Below are 17561 nucleotides of genomic sequence, written 5' to 3'. Positions count from 1 at the left end.
CAGCGTGTTAAGGCAGCACTATTCCTTATGCGCAAGTGGGAAAAAAAGGAGGCAGACCGCCCCAAACAGCTTGCCCCAAAGGCGCAACCGTGCACGTGCACGGCGCCCCTCCGTCAAGCTTCCTTATACGCGCTCCATAACCATCGCGATGCCCTGACCAACGCCAATGCACATAGTGCATAGTGCGTAGCGGCCCCCGGTCCGGTGCAGCTGGTACATTGCCGTGGTCACTAGACGAGCGCCGCTCATGCCGAGCGGGTGGCCCAGTGCGATGGCCCCGCCGTTAGGATTGACGCGCTTGTCGTCATCGGCGATGCCCAACTCACGCAGCACCGCCAGACCTTGCGCCGCAAAAGCTTCGTTCAGTTCAATGACGTCCATTTGGTCGAGCGTCATACCGAGCTGCTTCATCAGTTTCTGCGTAGCAGGCGCTGGGCCGATGCCCATTACACGTGGCGCCACGCCGGCGGTTGCCATGCCGACGATGCGCGCGCGAGGAGCCAGACCGTGCGCCTTGATCGCATCTTCATTGGCGAGCAGCAGCGCGCAGGCGCCGTCGTTCACGCCCGAGGCGTTGCCAGCGGTCACCGTACCGTCCGGCCGGACTACGCCACGCAGCTTCGCCAGCGTTTCGAGGCTGGTAGCGCGCGGGTGCTCGTCGCGCTCGACCACGATGGGCTCGCCTTTCTTTTGCGGAATGGTGACTGCGGTGATTTCCTGCGCCAGCGTGCCATCGGCTTGCGCACGCGAAGCCCTCTCTTGACTGCGCAGGGCCATCAGGTCTTGGTCTTCACGGTTGATTTTGAAATCCGTGGCGACGTTCTCTGCCGTCTCTGGCATCGAGTCCACACCATAGGCGGCTCGCATGGCAGGGTTGACGAAGCGCCAGCCGATGGTAGTGTCGAAAACTTGGGCGTCACGCGAGAAGGCACTGGTGGCTTTCCCCAGGACGAACGGAGCACGGCTCATGCTCTCCACGCCGCCGGCAATCATCAGGGAAGTTTCTCCCGACCTGATGGCCCTAGCCGCCGTGCCGGTCGCGTCCATGCCGGAGCCGCACAGGCGGTTCACGGTCGAGCCCGGCACGCTCTGTGGCAGACCGGCCAGCAGCAGCGACATGCGTGCGACGTTCCGGTTGTCTTCACCGGCTTGGTTGGCATTTCCATAAATGACATCGTCGATGGCGGACCAGTCCAAATTCGGGTTACGCGCCATCAGTGCCTTGAGCGGTACCGCTCCAAGGTCGTCCGCGCGTACCGCTGACAGGCTGCCGCCGTAGCGACCGATAGGGGTACGGATGGCATCACAGATAAAAGCTTCGGTCATGTTTGCGTCCATGAGTAATCGCGTTTCAAGAGATGAATCGACAGGTTGCCGGCTGAACTCTGCTCATACAAAGTGCGAGCCAGACGCCCCTATCAGGGTGACTTGTTTCGTTGATTGCCGTACTCCTCGCTTGCCTGTGTCGACGCAGCCACGGGCTGTAAGGCCCTGACCGCAGATTGGCGGGCGACTGGGAAGCGGCTTGCCCTCCGACAGACCGCCAAGTGCAGCACCTTCCAAGGTCCCTCGAGTTCAGTTGGCTGTTCCATCTCAGCGAAGTGCTTTCCCAGAATGACCCCTGCCTCGATGGCAGAAGCAAGTACCACGACTCTCCACGACGGCTCGGCGTCCTCTGCCCACATCTCGTAAAGCCTTCGCAGGACTCGATGGTATTGGTTACCACAACGTGTTGCGTTCCTCGCCTCGTGGTGGGCCCGCATCGTGACAACTCGAACTTGCTTGAGAAGAGCAGAGTACTGTTGACTCCGGTATGACTGCCGCTGTGCCATCTGTCGATTTCAAACTGACGTCGAAGGCGAGCGGCACTCGCATGGTGCTATGCGCTACAGCCACGGCGTTACGTGACGGGCATCCCGGTCATTGGCCGGGACGAATGCGTGGGTCACTCAGTGAACAGGGGGCTTAAGTCCGCAGCTTTGAAACCAGGACCCACCAGAAGCTTCAGCCGCGACATCTTCTCGTTGAGTGCAGCAAGGCCCGCGCCGCGAGCCCAGAATACTGGGCCGCCCTGCCATCGGGGGAATCCGTAGCCATTTGCAAGAGCGACGTCAATGTCGCTGGGTCGGTCCGTCACGCCCTCGGCAAGCAAGTGCGCAGCCTCGTTGACCATGCTTAGCAAGACTCGCTCAACGATGTCCTCATCACTTACGGCCTGAACGCTCAGACCCTTCTCGGTCCGGGCGTCACCAATGAGTTGGTGCACGACTGGGTCTATCACCTTGCGGCCGTCAGCCTCGTAGGCGTAATACCCTGCTCCAGACTTACGCCCGAACCGCCCCATTTCACAGAGTCGGTCGGGAATCGATACATAGCGCGCCTCCGGGTCACGCAAATGGGCCCGGGACTGTCGCATGCGCCATGCGATATCCAGTCCTGACATGTCCGCCACCGCGAACGGCCCCATCGCGAATCCGAACTTTTGGAGTGCGGCATCAATTTGGTGCGGATAGGCTCCGTCTTCCAGCATCAGCTCACACTGATAGCGGTACGCGGCATAGATGCGGTTGCCGATGAAGCCGAAGGCGTTACCAGTCAAGACGGGCATCTTGCGCAGCCGCTTTGCTACCGTAACGCCCGTCGCAATTGCCTGCTTCGAACTGCGCTTGCCGCGCACGACTTCCACCAGCTTCATGACGTTGGCGGGACTAAAGAAGTGCAGTCCAATTACGTCGTCGGGTCGTGACGTGGAGTCGGCAATGGCATCCAGGTCCAGATAAGAAGTGTTCGATGCCAGGATCGCTCCTTGCTTCGCAAAGCGGTCTACCTGTGCAAACACTTCCCGCTTTACGGCAAGGTCTTCGAACACCGCTTCGATGACCAGGTCTGCTTGGGACAGAGCGGTCCATTCGAGGCTCGCCGCAAGTGCACCCGTTCTCTTAGCTGCTTCAGGTTGTGCCAACTTGCCCTTCTCGACCTGGGTGTCGTAGTGGTTCTTGATTCGCTCAGTACCGCGACGAAGCGCTTCGGCATCCCGCTCCACCAAGACCACGCGATACCCTCCGTCGAGGGCGGCAATCGCAATCCCCGAGCCCATCGTTCCGGCACCAATCACCGCCACCAAGCCGATGTCAGCCGGTTCGACATCGCGAAGCTCCGGATGCTTCAACGCTTCACGTTCAGAAAAGAAAAGATGACGAAGCGCGAAGGCGTCGTTCGACATGCGCAAGTCGGTGAAGACAGCGCGTTCCGCCTTCAAAGCTTCATCGACTGGCAGCCTTACACTCGATTTGACCGCCTCGATTGCTGCAGCGACTTGAGGGCGGCCCTTGCCTTGGCGCAGAGCGGCTGCCTCGGCGATTGCAACAGCGGCCGAATCTGCCGGCGGTACAGAAATGTCACGCAGCCTGCGCTTTCCTCCCATTTTGCGAGCGTATTGGACAGCGCATTCCAGAAGGTCGCCATTCGCAATCTCGTCCAGCACGCCGACCTTCAGCGCGCCCTCTGCAGCCACGCGCTTTCCACTGCAGACCCAATCGATAGCAGCCGGAATTCCAATCAGCCGCGGCAGGCGTTGCGTGCCGCCAGCGCCGGGAATCATCCCCAGGGTGACTTCGGGAAGTCCCACGACCAGATTTCGGCTGCCGACTCTGGCGTCACAACCCAGTGCGAGTTCAAAGCCACCGCCAAGCGCGGCTCCATGCAACGCAGCGACGACTGGCTTCTCGCAGGTCTCAATAGCGGCGATTACCGCAGGTAGTTCCGGCCGCTCCAGCGGCTTGCCAAACTCCCGAAGGTCCGAGCCCGCGATAAACGTGTTGCCGGCGCCAATTAATACCCCGGCTTCGAGGGACGGAACCGATGAAAGCGTCTCAATTGCTTCAAGGATTCCCTGACGTACTCTCAGGGAGCCGGCGTTGACTGGGGGATTGTCGATGAAGATTGCCAGGACGTTGCCGACACGCTCCGTACGAACTTGGGTGCTCATTGGTTGCCTCCATTCGATAGTGCTGTAACGAGTTCGGGCACGACGGTGTTCAGATCGCCCACCAGGCCGTAGTCGGCCACGGCGAAGATCGGGGCTTCGGCATCCTTGTTGATCGCGACGATGACCTTGGAGTCCTTCATACCGGCCAGGTGCTGGATCGCGCCGGAGATACCGACGGCGATGTACAGCTGCGGCGCGACGATCTTGCCGGTCTGGCCGACCTGGTAGTCGTTCGGCACGAAGCCCGCGTCCACGGCGGCGCGCGAGGCACCCAGGGCGGCGCCCAGCTTGTCGGCCAGCGGCGTCAGCACCTTGGTGTAGTTCTCGCCCGAGCCCACGCCACGGCCACCCGAGACGATGATCTTGGCGGCGGTCAGTTCCGGACGGTCGCTCTTGGCCACTTCGCGCGAAACGAACTGCGAAACGCCGACGTCTCCCACGGGCGGTAGAATTTGCACGACGGCCGAACCGCCTTCGCCGGCAGCGGCGTCAAAAGCGGTGCAGCGCACCGTGATAACCTTGATCTTGTCTTCCGACTTGACCGTGGCGATGGCGTTGCCGGCATAGATCGGGCGCTCAAACGTGTCCGGGGCGACGACCTTGGAGATTTCCGAGATCTGGGCCACGTTCAGCTTGGCGGCCACGCGCGGCAGGATGTTCTTGCCGTACGGGGTGGCCGGAGCCAGGATGTGCGAGTAGTCGTTGGCCGCATTGGCCATCAGCGCCAGCGCCTGCTCGGCCACGTTCTCGGCCAGGCCGTCGCCAAGGTACGTTGCGTCAGCCAGCAGGACCTTGGTCACGCCGGCGATTCCGACGGCAACTTGAGCGGCAGCAGCGGCATTGGCGCCTGCCACCAGCACGTGCACGTCGCCGCCGCACTGGGCTGCGGCGGTCACGGTGTTCAGCGTGGCGCCCTTGATCGATTGATTGTCGTGTTCAGCAATGACGAGTGCAGTCATGTTCTATCTCCCCCGCGCTCAGATAACCTTGGCTTCGTTCTTCAGTTTCTGCACCAGCGTCGCGACGTCCGGCAGCATCACACCGGCGCTGCGCTTGGCAGGCTCGACCACCTTCAGGGTCGACAGGCGCGGCTTCACGTCCACGCCGAGGTCTTCCGGCTTGACGGTGTCCAGCGGCTTCTTCTTCGCCTTCATGATGTTTGGCAGCGTGACGTAGCGCGGCTCGTTCAGGCGCAGGTCGGTCGTCACCACGGCCGGCAGCTTCAGCGACAGGGTTTCCAGGCCGCCGTCGACTTCACGGGTCACCGAGGCCTTGCCATCGGCCACCACCACCTTCGAGGCGAACGTGGCTTGCGGCAGGCCGGCCAGCGCGGCCACCATCTGGCCGGTCTGGTTCGAGTCATCGTCGATGGCCTGCTTGCCCAGGATCACCAGTTGCGGCTGCTCCTTGTCGATCAGCGCCTTCAGCAGCTTGGCCACGGCCAGCGGTTGCAGGTCTTCGTTCGACTCCACCAGGATGCCGCGGTCGGCACCGATGGCCATCGCGGTGCGCAGGGTTTCCTGGCACTGCGTGACGCCGCACGAGACGGCGATCACTTCGGTAGCAACGCCGGCTTCCTTCAGGCGCACGGCCTCTTCGACGGCGATTTCGTCGAACGGGTTCATGCTCATCTTGACGTTGGCCAGATCGACGCCGCTGCCGTCCGCCTTGACGCGGACCTTGACGTTGTAATCCACCACCCGCTTGACTGCGACAAGAACTTTCATAACATCACACTCCGGAAAATAGATAGGCCCAGCACATACCTTGGGATGGCTGGCGGCGCAATGACCAGTTGGAAAGACTGGATGTCTAACGGGATTGGATCGCGCTGGCTTGTCAGAATCTTCCCGTAAAGCGATCGAAACGAATACTTCCAATTCCTTCCCTAGGCATAACAAAATCGCATGCCTATTACTCGGCACGCGACAAGATCGTCTTGCATCCGTCTCGAAAAAAAATGGCGAACATCGCTGTTCGCCCAATGGAGACGCCCCATGAAGAAAGTTAAACCTACTGTGCGTGGCATCTGCAGCAGCGCGGATCTTCACTTGCTCGGGACCGTCATGTCTTTCCCCAGACGATTCCAGCGCTCATAACGGATGGCACCTCCGACATCCAGCTGGGTGTCAGTAGTTCGTCATGAAGAGCATGCCGAAAACATGGTCATGTAGGACTTCCCTAGCAGAATAAGTTCAGGCGCACCGGCCCATTCACGTGAAGAAAGGCGCTCCGCGGGTGGTGGGATCGCTTACAGCGCCTCTCCTTCCGCCAGCACCCCCGCAGCGCGAAGGGACGCAGCCAGCCATTTTGCAGTTGTGTCACCGCGTGAGATGGCCTCCAGACGTGCAGCCTCGTCTGCCACCTTGCGCTCGGCGAGTTGCAGCATATCGGCGGCCTTCTCGCGCTCGATCACCACGACCCCATCTGCGTCCCCGACAACCAGATCGCCTGGCCGTACAGCAACGCCGCCCGCAGCAATGGGGTGATTGATTCGGCCGGGGACATATTTCGTTGGCCCGGCCGGATTGAAACCCGCGCTGAACACCGGGAAACCGAGATTCAGAAGCTCCGCACGATCCCGGATTGCACCATCCACGACCACGCCACCGAGGTTCAACTTCTTGCACGCGCTCAGCATGAGCGTACCCATCAGCGCTGCGGTCAGGTCACCTTTGCCGTCAATCACCAGGATGTCTCCGGGACGCGCCAGCGCAATGGCGGCATGAATCATCAGGTTATCGCCAGGGCGCACTTCGACCGTGAAGGCGGGCCCCGCGAGGCTCATTGAATGGTGGACTGGTGCGATGCGTCCGTGCATGGCACCACGCCGTCCAGCTACATCGGCGAGGATCGCAGCTTGGAAGGCCTTGGCCTGGCCTACAACGTCCGGGGAGACGCGGTCAATTTGGCGAATAATTTCAGGATGGTTCATAAACGAGGGAATTGTAAGTTTGACCCCGTGGCGGCTTCGCCGTCACGGCGAGCAAGTTGGTGGAGTACAGGACGAGCGAGATGCTCGTCCCGTACCAGTTTGGCTAGCGCACCAGGGCTTCTGCGGCTGAGCCAAGTCGGCGGCAGCCTTCCATCAGGGTGTCCATGTCAGTAGCAAAGGAGAGACGGAAATGCGTATCGACGCCGTAAGCTGAACCTTGCAGGACCGCCAGATCTTGCGCGTTCAACACCCAGTCCACCCAGTCATCGCTGTTGTTGATGACCTGTCCATCGGGCCGCTTGGAGCCGAATAGACCAGCGCAGGACGCGAACACATAAAAGGCACCATCAGGCGCAAAACAGTCGATGCCATCGACACCGCTTAGCGCAGACACGACAGCGTCGCGACGTTTCTGAAAGATACTGCGGTTTGCATGGACAAAGTCTTGAGGGCCGTCCAACGCAGCGATCGCTGCGGCTTGAGCAATGGAGTTAGCACCCGAGGTGCTCTGGGACTGAAGCTTGACCATCGCCTTGATCAAGGGAGCCGGTCCGCCAGCGAAGCCAATGCGCCAGCCCGTCATGGCGTACGCTTTTGACACGCCATTGATAGTCAGGGTGCGATCCTGCATCGCCGGGACCGCCTGGGCGAATGTCGTGAAGGTGCCGTCCCCATAGGTCAAGTGCTCATAGATATCGTCAGTCATCACCCATACATGGGGATGACGTTGAAGCACTTCGCCTAGTGCGACCAGTTCTTCGCGGCTGTAAGACGCTCCACTCGGGTTGTTGGGCGAATTCAGAATCAGCCAACGCGTGCGCGGCGAAATCGCTCGCTCAAGGTCGTCGGGCCTAAGTTTGAAGCCATTTTCGGCCGGACAATCTACGAAGACCGGCTGACCACCCGCCAGAAGCACGATATCCGGATAGGAGACCCAGTAGGGTGCGGGCACGATGACTTCGTCTCCCTTCTGGACCGTACATAGAACGGCATTGAAAATGACCTGCTTAGCGCCGTTGCTTACGATGATCGCATCGCGTGCGTATTCAAGGCCGTTCTCACGCAGGAACTTTCGAGCCACCGCTTCGCGCAGCGCTACGGTCCCGCCCACGTCGGTGTAACGCGTCTTCCCTTCCGCCATCGCTTGTATCGCGGCCTCGCGAATGTGCTCGGGGGTTTCGAAATCCGGTTCACCTGCCGTCAAACCAATGACGTTGCGACCTTGGGCACAGAGTTCCCGGACGCGCTGGCCGGCCATCGAACTAGGCGACGGTTTGATTCGGTTAAGTCGTTCTGCAAACTGGAGCATGATTGTCAACTTCAACTAGATTGAGTGTGGGCCGATTGCGTCGCAACCCTGCTGGACAGATCGCGATCGGCCGGGTTTTATACGTGGCGAATATCGGCGACAAACTTCTTCGCGCGAGGATGTTCCGGTGCAGCGAAGAACTGCTCAGGCTTGTTGCATTCGAGGATCTGGCCCTGATCCATAAAGATGACCCGGTCTGCCACCTCGCGCGCGAACCCCATCTCGTGAGTCACACACACCATCGTCATGCCCTCCAAGGCAAGCTGCTTCATGACCTGCAGTACCTCTCCCACCATTTCTGGGTCCAGGGCGCTCGTTGGCTCGTCGAAGAGCATGACCGGAGGACGCATGGCCAGAGCCCGGGCGATAGCGACGCGCTGCTGTTGCCCGCCAGAGAGCTGCGGAGGATAGGCATCGGCCTTATGTGCGAGGCCCACCTTGTCCAGTAACGCCATAGCGCGATCGCGAGCTTCGGCTTGGGAAACCTTCAGCACATCCATCGGCGACAGCATGATGTTTCGCAGCACGGTCATATGCGGAAACAGGTTGAACTGCTGGAACACGAATCCAATCTCGCTGCGCAGGAGATTGATGTTGACGTCCTTGCGATGGACATCGGCACCGTTCACGAAGATCTCGCCTTTCTGAATCGGTTCGAGTCGATTGATGGTGCGAATCAGTGTCGACTTTCCAGAGCCGGAGGGACCGCAGACGACCACAACCTCGCCCTTGTCGATGTTTTCGTTGACGTTGTTAAGCGCGTGGTAGTCCCCGTACCACTTGTTGACATTGTTGAAGCGGATCATTGGACGGTTGCTCCTATAGGTACGGCGCTGAACTTGCGGGGGGAACGTCGACCAGTTTCCAGACGCTTCACGCCAAGGTTAAGTGAATAGCAAACGATGAAATAGAACGCGGCGAGGATCAGGTAGACCTGGAACGGCTTGTTCAATAGCTGCCCATTGACCTGGTACGCGGCATACGTCAGTTCGTTGACGCTGATGATGTAGCCCAGCGAGGTGTTCTTGATCAGGTTGATGAACTGATTCAGGATGCTAGGGGTCATGCTTCTTAGCGCCTGCGGCAGGACCACCCGCCACAGAGTTCGGCAATAGGACATACCGAGTGATCGCGCTGCCTCCACGTGTCCGCGGGGAACCGCAAGGATGCCCGCGCGAATGACCTCACCAAGGAACGCTGCCTCATACACGATCAACGCACAGATGACTGTCGTCACCCCGGATACGCTGCGGCCCACAAGCACCGGGACGATGAAATAGGCCCAGAAGATCAGCATTAGGACCGGGAGCCCCCGCACCACCGTTGTGAATGCAACCGCCGGCAAGGCAAACGCCTTGATTGGGCTTGTGCGGGCGACACCGATCAGCACGGACAATGGGAACGCCAGTACGAGACCTGCTACTGCCATGCACAACGTCAGAGCTAGGCCGCCGAGGGGACCCTCCGGAAATTGCCCGAGCAGGAATATCAGCCCGTACTCCTGCAAAATATGGAGAATTTCGTTCATCGTGCCCCCTTCGCTGTCATGTCAAGCCGTTGATGGGCGAAGCTGCCGAGTCCCATGATCAGGAACGAAACGCACAGGTAGAAGATGGACGCGATCGCGAAAGCCTCGAACGTGTGAAACGTTTCGTTCTCGATCTGCTTGGTGACGTACGTTGCTTCCGCCACACCAATGACCATTGCGAGGCTGGTCGATTTGAATAGGCTCAACGACTGATTGACTAGGGGCGGCACGGACACCCGCACCGCTTGCGGCAGGATCACGCGACGCACAGCCTGCACGTAACTCAGCCCCAACGCGCGCGCTGCCTCAAGCTGGGTCGGTGGTAGCGATCGGATGCCGCTGCGCAGGTCCTCCGACATGTAGGCCGCAGTATTGAGCGACAGCGCGATGAGCGCGAAGATCAGTTCGCCATTGCTGGCGTTGATTGCGACCTGCCAGGAGTTTGGCAAGATTTGCGAGATGCCGAAGTACCAGAAGAAGATCTGGACGAGACCGGGCACGTTGCGGTGATAGCCTACGAACGCCTCGCAAAGCTTTTCCACGACCTTGATGGTCGAAGACCGCAATGCAACGATGATGAGTGCAAGAGCGAATCCGCAAATCCATGAGGACAGAAACAGGCCTATGGTCCGCAGGCCGCCCATGAGCAGCCATCGTACATAAGGCCCCTCATGGAGGAAGGAAAAATCTAGTGGTTCCATGACTAACTCGGAAGGCTGGCGGGGCTGGCGTTCGGCCAACCCCGCATATGGGTTACTCAACCGCTGAGAGCGGCGTCAGCTTCTTTTCCCGCTTGATGTTGAAGGGGGTCTGGGGACCAGCCCACTTGTTCCACATGGCATCAAGCTCGCCTTCCTTTTCCATTTTCGCGAGCGCCGTGTTGACCGCAGCGAGTAAAGCAGGCTCACCCTTCTTCACGCCCAACGCGGTCGGTTCCCAATGCAATTGCCCGTCGACGAATCTCATCTTGCCGCTGGACTCGTTCACGTAGCGGGCGCCGGACATTTGGGCGATCGCGAAAGCCTGCGCCTTGCCCTGTTGCAGGGCGAGGAACGCGGTCGGCGAGTCCTGGAAGGTCACGATTTCTGCGGATTGCAGCAGGCGCCTGGCGTAGAGCTCTGGCGTCGAGCCCTTGACGGTGCTGATCTTGATGTCCTTCGCCTGGCTGACATCCTTGATGGAAGAGTCGACCGGGACTACCAGCTTGATGGGGACTTGGTAGTGAATGTCTGAGAACGCGATCTGGCGGGCGCGCTCCTTGGTGTAGCCCAGCGCGGCGGCCACGATGTCGACGCGACCCAGGGCCAGTTCTGGAATACGCGATTCCACGCTCAAGGGTCGGTGCTCGAGTTTCACACCCAAGTGCTTGGCCACCGCTGCACAGGTTTCGACATCAAAGCCCACGATCTGGCGGGTCTTGGGATCCTGATAGCCGAGGGGCTGACTAGTAGACAACGTGCCGCAAATCAGGGTCCCTCTTGCCTTGATGTCGGCCAACCGGTCAGCGTGAGCCGTACCGGTCAATGCGACGCCTATACCTAGAAGGAACAGGCGAAGGCGCCGAGAGAGTTGGGGGTGCAAAGCCATTTCACTACTCCTATGGAACGTTTTCATAATGCCATTATGATTTTTCTTTGCAGCAATCGTGCCACATCCTGACTGGCAACACCCTAGGGGTTTTCGCGGAGTTAAAGTGTCGCAAAGGACACATTGATGCCGGGGGACATGCACGTTTTCAGCGATCGGCGCACTTCTTCTGTGCACATCGCACCGACCTAAAGCGAGGGTTAGCCCCGGTCGCAAAAGATTGGATTTTGATTTCATAATGCCATTATGATTTCGTGAGCGGGCCATCTCGCGCTTGCCACGGAGGATCCACATGACCGACAACGAACTCCCTTCTCATGAACACCCCCCGCCCTTTGCAGACGCGACCGGCTCCGCGCCGGCGAAGGTGAGCAGGGTTGGCGAAGGTGCGCTGCTGCTTGAGGCTGAAGGAGAACTTGAGCTCAATACGCAGCGACTCGTCTGGGGCTTAGCCGACGAGGTTCAGCGCTGGAAAGGCGTGCTCGAGATCGTCGCTGGCATGACGAACTTGCTGGTGATCTACGACCCGTTCCGGCTGGAAAGTACGAGGTTGCAGGCGCGCCTACTCTTCGAATGGTCGCGCGCGAAGCCGAGGACGCGCGCAGGCAAGGTCGTTGAAATCCCCGTGGTCTACGGCGGCGAAATGGGGCCGGATCTTGCCGCGCTTGCCAGCCACGCTGGACTGTCGCCCCGGGAAACTGCGGTTCGACATGCCGAAACCAACTTTGTCGCCTATGCGCTCGGCAGTTCCCCAGGCTTTGCTTACCTCGGTGGCCTGCCCGCGTCCCTCTTTATGGCGCGGCGTGCCGTCCCGATTCTCAGTGCCCCGGCGGGCAGCGTGATGATTGGAGGGAACCAGACCGGTGTGACATCCGCCGCAGGACCGACGGGCTGGCACATCATTGGGCGGGCAACCCGGAGCGTGTTCGATGCGGATGCTTCGCCTCCTGCGCTGATCGCACCCGGTGATACGGTGCGCTTTCGCATCGAGAGGATCGACGAATGATCGAAGTGCTTTCCACCGCAGCCTTGACCACCGTCCAGGACCTCGGCCGGTATGGGCAGCGACGTTATGGCGTCGGTACCGCTGGTGCGATGGACCGGCTGGCCCTTACCCTTGGCAACGAAATGCTTGGGAACGATCCCAATGCAGCGGGTCTCGAGATCACCCTGACACCGTTCAAGATCCGGTTCCTGCGCGAGACTAGTTTTGCAGTCGCTGGCGCGGACTTTGACGCCAGCTTGGACGGAACACAACTCTTGCCTTGGTGGGCGACGACTGCCAAAGAAGGCCAAGAACTGATGCTGAAGCGCCCAGTCCACGGCGCGCGGGCCTATCTTTGTATCGCCGGAGGCATAGACGTTCCACCGGTACTCGGCTCGCGCAGTACGCAGATGCGCGGCGCGATCGGGGGCTATGAAGGCCGGCAATTGCGTAGAGGTGATGTGCTGACCGTCAATGATTGCCCGCTACGGCGCGGCAACTTTGGGATCATCCCTCCAGAGCATCGTCTGGCTCCAGGCAGCGCATCGGGATCTGTCACGGTTCGCGCCATTCCTGCGGGTGAATACGAGAAATTTACCGAGGCATCCTGCAAACAGCTTTGGACCACACCCTGGCAGATCACGCCACAAAGCAACCGGACCGGCTATCGACTCCAGGGGCAGAAGCTTGAACTGACGCAGCCACTAGAGATGCGATCCCACGGCATCATTCCGGGCGTTGTACAGGTTCCGCCTAGTGGACAGCCTGTCGTGCAGTTGGCGGACGCCAATGTCTCTGGCGGCTACCCAAAGATTGCGACTGTGATTAGTGCCGATCTATGGCGGCTTGCACAAGCCAGGATCGGAGAGCACATCTCCTTCGTCCAGGTTGATGTCGAAGAAGCTTTGAGCGCATCGAGAGCGATTGACGAATACATCAAGGAGGTGCGACGTGCTACTGCGCTTGCCATGCCATGGCGTTGACCTCGACGAGCTGGAGTTGGACAAGTTGTCTGCGGTCGGTGTCGTGGAACTCGCCGCGTACGCCGAGAGCCGGGGGATAGGAATCGAGCTCAAGACCGCTAATCTGTCCATGCGATCGCACGTACGGGTCCAGCAGACCACTGCGGTGCCTGATCCCGAGCCATCGTCTTCCATTGCACCAGCATCTATCGAGGTCTGCAGCGCCGACACCGTTGGCATCCTGCGACTCGAGCATCCAGGACGGAGCGCACCGCTTGCGCGTGCTGGGCAAGTCGTAAAGATCGGCGATCCCGTTGCCATCCTGCAGGTCGGAATTCGATACAGCGTGGTGCGCGCACCCTCCAATGGCACGATTCAGCGATGTCTAGTTGCCCCGGGAACGCTCGTTGGGTTCGGCGAGCCACTGATTGAACTCTTACCAGAGGTATCAGCATGAAGATCGATATCAACTCAGACATGGGCGAAGCCTTCGGTCCCTATCGCATGGGTGACGACGACACTCTCCTCACGCTCGTCTCGTCGGCCAACATTGCTTGTGGCTTCCACGCTGGCGATCCGGATGTCATGGCTCACACGGTTGCAACGGCCATCAAGAACGGGGTAGACATTGGTGCCCATCCGGGCTTTGACGACAAACGGCATTTCGGTCGGCGTCGTTTGCCGACCGATGCGAAGTCGCTTAAATCGGAAACGCTATACCAGCTTGGCGCACTGGACGCGATTGCGCGCGAGCAGGGGGCACGGGTATCACATCTGAGCTTTCACGGGGCTCTGGGCAACATCCTGTACAAAGACCGGGAACTAGCCGATGTCTTGGTCGGCGCGGTGGCAGCATTCAATCGGGACATCATTTTTCCCGTCACACCGAACACGGCCACGGAAGCGGCTGCCATAAAACACGGGCTACGTACGGTTCGGAAGTTCTTTGCCGACCGGGCATATGACAGCAACGGGTTGCTCGTCCCCCGCGGAACGCCAGGTTCCATCATCCATGATCATGATGTCGCCGCAAAGCGTGTGCTACAGCTATTGGACTCGGGCACGGTTACGACCATTGATGGTGAAACGCTGCGCATGCAAGCGCAGGTCGTCATGGTGCACAGCGAGACCCCTGGCGCGGTGGAACTGGCACGCGCCATCCGCAATGCATTGGAAACAAATGGAGGCGAAATCGTGCCCATGTCCAAGCTTGTTTGAGAGTAATGCACCGACATGGTCGGGAGTGCAGCTTCGGTGCGCTCACCCGCGACCCCGCACCAATTCCGAGCGAGTTACCGACCATCATGGCAAGCGAAGGCCGCCTATGGGCGGAATGGATCACCGCAACGCTTGGCACCAATTATGCATACCGTAATGGCATTATGGTTTTACTAAACGCCTAACTTTGATTTCGAGGATAGCTTCATGGTTAAATCCGCCCTTCTCGCCGCGGCCGCGCTCCAACTTGTGATTCCTGTTTGCGCTCTTGCTACCGAGTTTCCACACCAACAGCCGATCACCTTGATCGTAGGATTCGGACCGGGTGGCTCGACGGACATCATTGCGCGCTTCTTGGCGCCGAAACTCAAAGCCGCTCTGGGACAAACAATCGTGGTCGACAACCGGCCGGGTGCGAGCGGGATTATTGCTACCGAGGCGATGCTTCGAGCCCCGGCAGATGGCTACACGCTGTTCGCTTGCACGAATGGTGTTCTGACGACGCACAAGTATCTGTTCAAGCAACTGAAGTTCGACGCTGCGAAGGACATCCTTCCAGTGACTCAAATTGCTAGCGTCCCGTACGTGCTGCTCGCTCACCCCAGCGTGCCGGCGAACACGCCCGCCGAGTTCGTCGCCTTGGCTAAGAAGGAGCCTGGCAAGATCATGTACGGCTCGGCGGGTGTGGGATCGGCAGGCCACCTCGCTGCCGAGATGTTCTCGTCGAAGGTTGGCATCAACATGAACCACGTCCCCTACAAAGGGAGCGGTCAGGCGATGAGTGACCTGGTCGCAGGCACGATTAACGTCGCCTTCGACCAGCAATCGACCGTCGCGGGCTTCCTTGCCGGAGACCGCCTCAAGGCCATCGCGGTCGCCAGCAAGGAGCGCCTTCCGAGTCTGCCGAAAGTCCCGACTTTCAATGAGGCAGGCATCGCATTCGAAGCCGCCTCCTGGACGGGAATCTGCATTCGCTCCGGAACGCCTGCGCCCATCGTGGATAAGATTTCCCGAGCGGTTCGCGAAGTGATGGCGCAGCAAGATGTCCGGAAGCGATTCGAGGAACTCGGCATCCAACCGAAAAGCACAACTCCACAGGAGTTCCAGACGCTGGTGGCGAACGACCGCGATCGCATGGGCAAGGCCATCACGGCCATTGGCATTAGACCCGAGTAATATCGGGGCGCGCGATCAACAGCGCTCGCCCGCTGGGTGGGTGATTTCCCCGCCCTCCCCGGCTTGACCACCGCCGGGAACGAGCGCCACAAGCACGCTATGCAGGCATCACCGGCTGTCGAAAACCGACTTCGATCTTTGAGGCGTTACACGCGGAGACTAGACGCCACGATTTCTCCCGCCGAAAGCGGCAAGCGCCGTTACTTGCTCCTCGTTCAATCCTTTGTTTGCCAGCCGTCGAGTGTCAGGTCTGTAACGAACATGTGACCCGCAGCGTGCGTGAACATTTCCGGTACACCAGCGGCCAAAGCGACGGCCTGTGGCGTTACGCCACACCCCCAAAAGACTGGCGTATGCCCTTCTGGGAGGCCACCAAACTTAACGAACTCTGGAGCTTGCAGGTCATGGATACCGATCTGCGACGGGTCTCCGATATGCACGGGGGCGCCGTGTGCAAGCGGATAGCGGCTGGTCACTTGGACGGCACGTGCAACCAGTGGCGTAGGAACCGGCCGCATTGTAACCACCATCGGGCCGGAAAATGGACCGGCTGGTTGGCATGCAATTCCGGATCGGTAGGTAGCTACGCGACCATCCTCATTGTGCAGGTGAGGCATCGCGATGCCGCTATTGTCCAGGGCTTCGTCGAACGAAAGACTGCACCCAAGAAGAAACGCCACACTGTCGTCCCGCCAGACGCTCGTTAGGTCGCTGCGCTCCTCGACAAGTTGGCCGTCGCGGTACACCTTGTACCGTGAGAGATCCGTCCGGACATCAGCTCCGGGCGCGGCGAGTTTCGGCTCCGGATCTCCCGGATTCGTCACATCAATGACCGGACACGGAGAAGGGTTGCGCAAGCAGAAGCGCAGGAAGTCAAAGGCATACCGCGCACTCAGGACCACGAGGTTCGCCTGCAATCGTCCTCGCGATGCTCCATGCGTTGTCCCTGTCCACTGCGACGACCGAATGGCCAGTCTGACTTGTTGCGGCGACATGGTCGCAAGGTCCGTACGTCGGATCACCGCCTGTAGAGCGTCGATTCCTGCATTGACCTGTGTCACTGGATTCTCCTTCATCAAATTGCGCAGTACACGTTAGCGCCGGCGCCACGATAGCGAGCCGGGTGGCATTAGTTCGGAGAGCGCACGGCCACGACCTGTACTTCAATGAGATAGTGCGGCTGTGCAAGTGCAGCCTGCACGCAGGCGCGCACAGGCTGATGTCCAGGCACCACCCACTGGTCGTAGATCTTGTTCATTGCCGCCATGTCGCGAATGTCGTTAAGCCAGATGTTCACCGAGACCAGCCCCGTCTTCGACGATCCGGCCTCGGCCAACAGCTTGTCGACCTGTTCTAGGACGCTGGTAGTCTGCTCTTCGATGGTGCGACCTGAATTGGTAGCTGGAGTCACGCCTTTGAAGTAGACGATTCCCGCGCCATTGACGATCACGGCCTTGCTCATCCGTTCGTTGCCGGGAATGCGTTCGATTGAAGTTTGCATGTAGAACTCCTTCTTGCTGTTGCATGTTCTTAGAAACTGCCCGCTGTGGCGATGAAGCTGGCCCCACCGGGATGGATCGCAGGTCGAATTTACGTGCCTGAAAGCTATGCTGAGAGGTGCCCGCGCGCTTCCCCACACGACCGTTGAGGTGTTCTGTCCAGCGCGGACACGTCTGGTTCATGCTGCAGCTAGTCGACTGAGGTAGCTTGCAGCGACTTCGCCTGGCGTTCGGTACCCCAACTTCGAATGGCGCCGTTGGCGATTGTAAAAAATCTCAATGTACTCACGGACAGAGGCCATGGCTTCCATCCGGGTGGCATACCGATGGTGGTACACCAACTCTGCTTTCAGGCTGCCCCAGAAGCTCTCCAT

At 59.7% G+C, this 17561-nt stretch carries 18 protein-coding genes; 5 read left to right on the top strand and 13 right to left on the bottom strand.

Translation table 11 applies throughout. The features are described 5' to 3' along the window. Positions 1-123: 123 nt before the first annotated feature. The 10 genes from pcaF to E1J61_RS32055 all read right to left on the bottom strand — a co-directional run bounded on the left by pcaF (position 124) and on the right by E1J61_RS32055 (position 11347). Positions 124-1326 carry a 3-oxoadipyl-CoA thiolase gene (gene pcaF / locus E1J61_RS32100; RefSeq protein WP_133097890.1) on the bottom strand — a complete coding sequence of 401 codons (1203 nt, stop codon included), beginning with the start codon at positions 1324-1326 and terminating at the stop codon, positions 124-126. Between the two features lie 619 nt (positions 1327-1945). Then, on the bottom strand, positions 1946-3988 hold the full coding sequence (locus tag E1J61_RS32095) for a 3-hydroxyacyl-CoA dehydrogenase NAD-binding domain-containing protein (RefSeq protein WP_133097889.1): 2043 nt from the start codon (positions 3986-3988) through the stop codon (positions 1946-1948). Next, a complete protein-coding gene (locus tag E1J61_RS32090; RefSeq protein ID WP_133097888.1) occupies positions 3985-4947 on the bottom strand; it encodes an electron transfer flavoprotein subunit alpha/FixB family protein in 963 nt (320 codons plus the stop codon). The genes E1J61_RS32095 and E1J61_RS32090 overlap by 4 nt, the downstream gene beginning before the upstream one ends. Positions 4948-4965: 18 nt before the next feature. Continuing rightward, positions 4966-5715 carry an electron transfer flavoprotein subunit beta/FixA family protein gene (locus E1J61_RS32085; protein WP_133097887.1) on the bottom strand — a complete coding sequence of 250 codons (750 nt, stop codon included), beginning with the start codon at positions 5713-5715 and terminating at the stop codon, positions 4966-4968. Between the two features lie 524 nt (positions 5716-6239). Then, positions 6240-6923 (bottom strand): RraA family protein, encoded by a 684-nt coding sequence (locus E1J61_RS32080; RefSeq protein ID WP_133097886.1) that lies wholly within the window; start codon positions 6921-6923, stop codon positions 6240-6242. A 103-nt stretch (positions 6924-7026) separates the two neighbouring features. After that, positions 7027-8232, bottom strand: a complete 1206-nt coding sequence (locus E1J61_RS32075) for a pyridoxal phosphate-dependent aminotransferase (RefSeq protein ID WP_133097885.1) — start codon at positions 8230-8232, stop codon at positions 7027-7029. Between the two features lie 77 nt (positions 8233-8309). Beyond that, positions 8310-9038: an amino acid ABC transporter ATP-binding protein gene (locus E1J61_RS32070; RefSeq protein WP_133097884.1), complete on the bottom strand. Its 729-nt coding sequence runs from the start codon at positions 9036-9038 to the stop codon at positions 8310-8312. Beyond that, entirely contained in the window at positions 9035-9760 is a 726-nt protein-coding gene (locus tag E1J61_RS32065; protein WP_133097883.1) for an amino acid ABC transporter permease, read from the bottom strand. Before E1J61_RS32065 ends, E1J61_RS32070 begins: the two co-directional genes overlap by 4 nt. Further along, positions 9757-10461: an amino acid ABC transporter permease gene (locus tag E1J61_RS32060; protein WP_133097882.1), complete on the bottom strand. Its 705-nt coding sequence runs from the start codon at positions 10459-10461 to the stop codon at positions 9757-9759. Before E1J61_RS32060 ends, E1J61_RS32065 begins: the two co-directional genes overlap by 4 nt. Before the next feature lie 52 nt (positions 10462-10513). Then, entirely contained in the window at positions 10514-11347 is an 834-nt protein-coding gene (locus tag E1J61_RS32055; RefSeq protein ID WP_133097881.1) for an ABC transporter substrate-binding protein, read from the bottom strand. Between the two features lie 292 nt (positions 11348-11639). On the opposite strand from E1J61_RS32055, the gene pxpB reads away from it, so the two are divergent. The 5 genes from pxpB to E1J61_RS32030 all read left to right on the top strand — a co-directional run bounded on the left by pxpB (position 11640) and on the right by E1J61_RS32030 (position 15688). Further along, a complete protein-coding gene (gene pxpB / locus E1J61_RS32050; protein WP_133097880.1) occupies positions 11640-12353 on the top strand; it encodes a 5-oxoprolinase subunit PxpB in 714 nt (237 codons plus the stop codon). Continuing rightward, a complete protein-coding gene (locus E1J61_RS32045; protein ID WP_133097879.1) occupies positions 12350-13315 on the top strand; it encodes a biotin-dependent carboxyltransferase family protein in 966 nt (321 codons plus the stop codon). Before pxpB ends, E1J61_RS32045 begins: the two co-directional genes overlap by 4 nt. Continuing rightward, positions 13284-13751 (top strand): biotin/lipoyl-containing protein, encoded by a 468-nt coding sequence (locus E1J61_RS32040; RefSeq protein ID WP_133097878.1) that lies wholly within the window; start codon positions 13284-13286, stop codon positions 13749-13751. Before E1J61_RS32045 ends, E1J61_RS32040 begins: the two co-directional genes overlap by 32 nt. Continuing rightward, the gene (locus E1J61_RS32035; protein WP_133097877.1) at positions 13748-14512 is read left to right on the top strand and encodes a LamB/YcsF family protein; all 765 of its coding nucleotides are present in this window, start codon (positions 13748-13750) and stop codon (positions 14510-14512) included. Before E1J61_RS32040 ends, E1J61_RS32035 begins: the two co-directional genes overlap by 4 nt. A gap of 207 nt (positions 14513-14719) precedes the next feature. Continuing rightward, positions 14720-15688, top strand: a complete 969-nt coding sequence (locus tag E1J61_RS32030; RefSeq protein ID WP_133097876.1) for a tripartite tricarboxylate transporter substrate binding protein — start codon at positions 14720-14722, stop codon at positions 15686-15688. Between the two features lie 215 nt (positions 15689-15903). Here the strand turns inward: E1J61_RS32030 and E1J61_RS32025 are convergent, their stop codons facing one another. From E1J61_RS32025 to E1J61_RS32015, 3 genes are all read right to left on the bottom strand, one after another. Then, complete coding sequence (locus E1J61_RS32025; RefSeq protein ID WP_243737067.1) at positions 15904-16749, bottom strand: putative hydro-lyase; 846 nt, start codon at positions 16747-16749, stop codon at positions 15904-15906. A 68-nt stretch (positions 16750-16817) separates the two neighbouring features. Further along, a complete protein-coding gene (locus tag E1J61_RS32020; RefSeq protein ID WP_133097875.1) occupies positions 16818-17189 on the bottom strand; it encodes a RidA family protein in 372 nt (123 codons plus the stop codon). A 177-nt stretch (positions 17190-17366) separates the two neighbouring features. Continuing rightward, a partial coding sequence (locus tag E1J61_RS32015; RefSeq protein ID WP_165971593.1) for an IS3 family transposase occupies positions 17367-17561 on the bottom strand: 195 nt, incomplete at its 5' end.

The sequence above is a fragment of the Cupriavidus sp. L7L genome (assembly GCF_004353535.1).
GTDB classification, from domain to species: Bacteria; Pseudomonadota; Gammaproteobacteria; order Burkholderiales; family Burkholderiaceae; genus Cupriavidus; species Cupriavidus oxalaticus_A.
Note: the sequence above shows the minus strand (reverse complement) of the source record. Positions and strands in the feature narration are given on the sequence as shown.

Excerpts from the sequence above, each read along its gene's own strand:
- E1J61_RS32080 (WP_133097886.1), bottom strand. The coding sequence starts at position 6,923 with ATGAACCATCCTGAAATTATTCGCCAAATTGACCGCGTCTCCCCGGAC.
- pxpB (WP_133097880.1), top strand. The coding sequence starts at position 11,640 with ATGACCGACAACGAACTCCCTTCTCATGAACACCCCCCGCCCTTTGCA.
- pcaF (WP_133097890.1), bottom strand. The coding sequence starts at position 1,326 with ATGACCGAAGCTTTTATCTGTGATGCCATCCGTACCCCTATCGGTCGC.
- E1J61_RS32060 (WP_133097882.1), bottom strand. The coding sequence starts at position 10,461 with ATGGAACCACTAGATTTTTCCTTCCTCCATGAGGGGCCTTATGTACGA.
- E1J61_RS32055 (WP_133097881.1), bottom strand. The coding sequence starts at position 11,347 with ATGGCTTTGCACCCCCAACTCTCTCGGCGCCTTCGCCTGTTCCTTCTA.
- E1J61_RS32045 (WP_133097879.1), top strand. The coding sequence starts at position 12,350 with ATGATCGAAGTGCTTTCCACCGCAGCCTTGACCACCGTCCAGGACCTC.
- E1J61_RS32065 (WP_133097883.1), bottom strand. The coding sequence starts at position 9,760 with ATGAACGAAATTCTCCATATTTTGCAGGAGTACGGGCTGATATTCCTG.
- E1J61_RS32090 (WP_133097888.1), bottom strand. The coding sequence starts at position 4,947 with ATGACTGCACTCGTCATTGCTGAACACGACAATCAATCGATCAAGGGC.
- E1J61_RS32085 (WP_133097887.1), bottom strand. The coding sequence starts at position 5,715 with ATGAAAGTTCTTGTCGCAGTCAAGCGGGTGGTGGATTACAACGTCAAG.
- E1J61_RS32075 (WP_133097885.1), bottom strand. The coding sequence starts at position 8,232 with ATGCTCCAGTTTGCAGAACGACTTAACCGAATCAAACCGTCGCCTAGT.
- E1J61_RS32070 (WP_133097884.1), bottom strand. The coding sequence starts at position 9,038 with ATGATCCGCTTCAACAATGTCAACAAGTGGTACGGGGACTACCACGCG.
- E1J61_RS32030 (WP_133097876.1), top strand. The coding sequence starts at position 14,720 with ATGGTTAAATCCGCCCTTCTCGCCGCGGCCGCGCTCCAACTTGTGATT.
- E1J61_RS32095 (WP_133097889.1), bottom strand. The coding sequence starts at position 3,988 with ATGAGCACCCAAGTTCGTACGGAGCGTGTCGGCAACGTCCTGGCAATC.
- E1J61_RS32035 (WP_133097877.1), top strand. The coding sequence starts at position 13,748 with ATGAAGATCGATATCAACTCAGACATGGGCGAAGCCTTCGGTCCCTAT.
- E1J61_RS32020 (WP_133097875.1), bottom strand. The coding sequence starts at position 17,189 with ATGCAAACTTCAATCGAACGCATTCCCGGCAACGAACGGATGAGCAAG.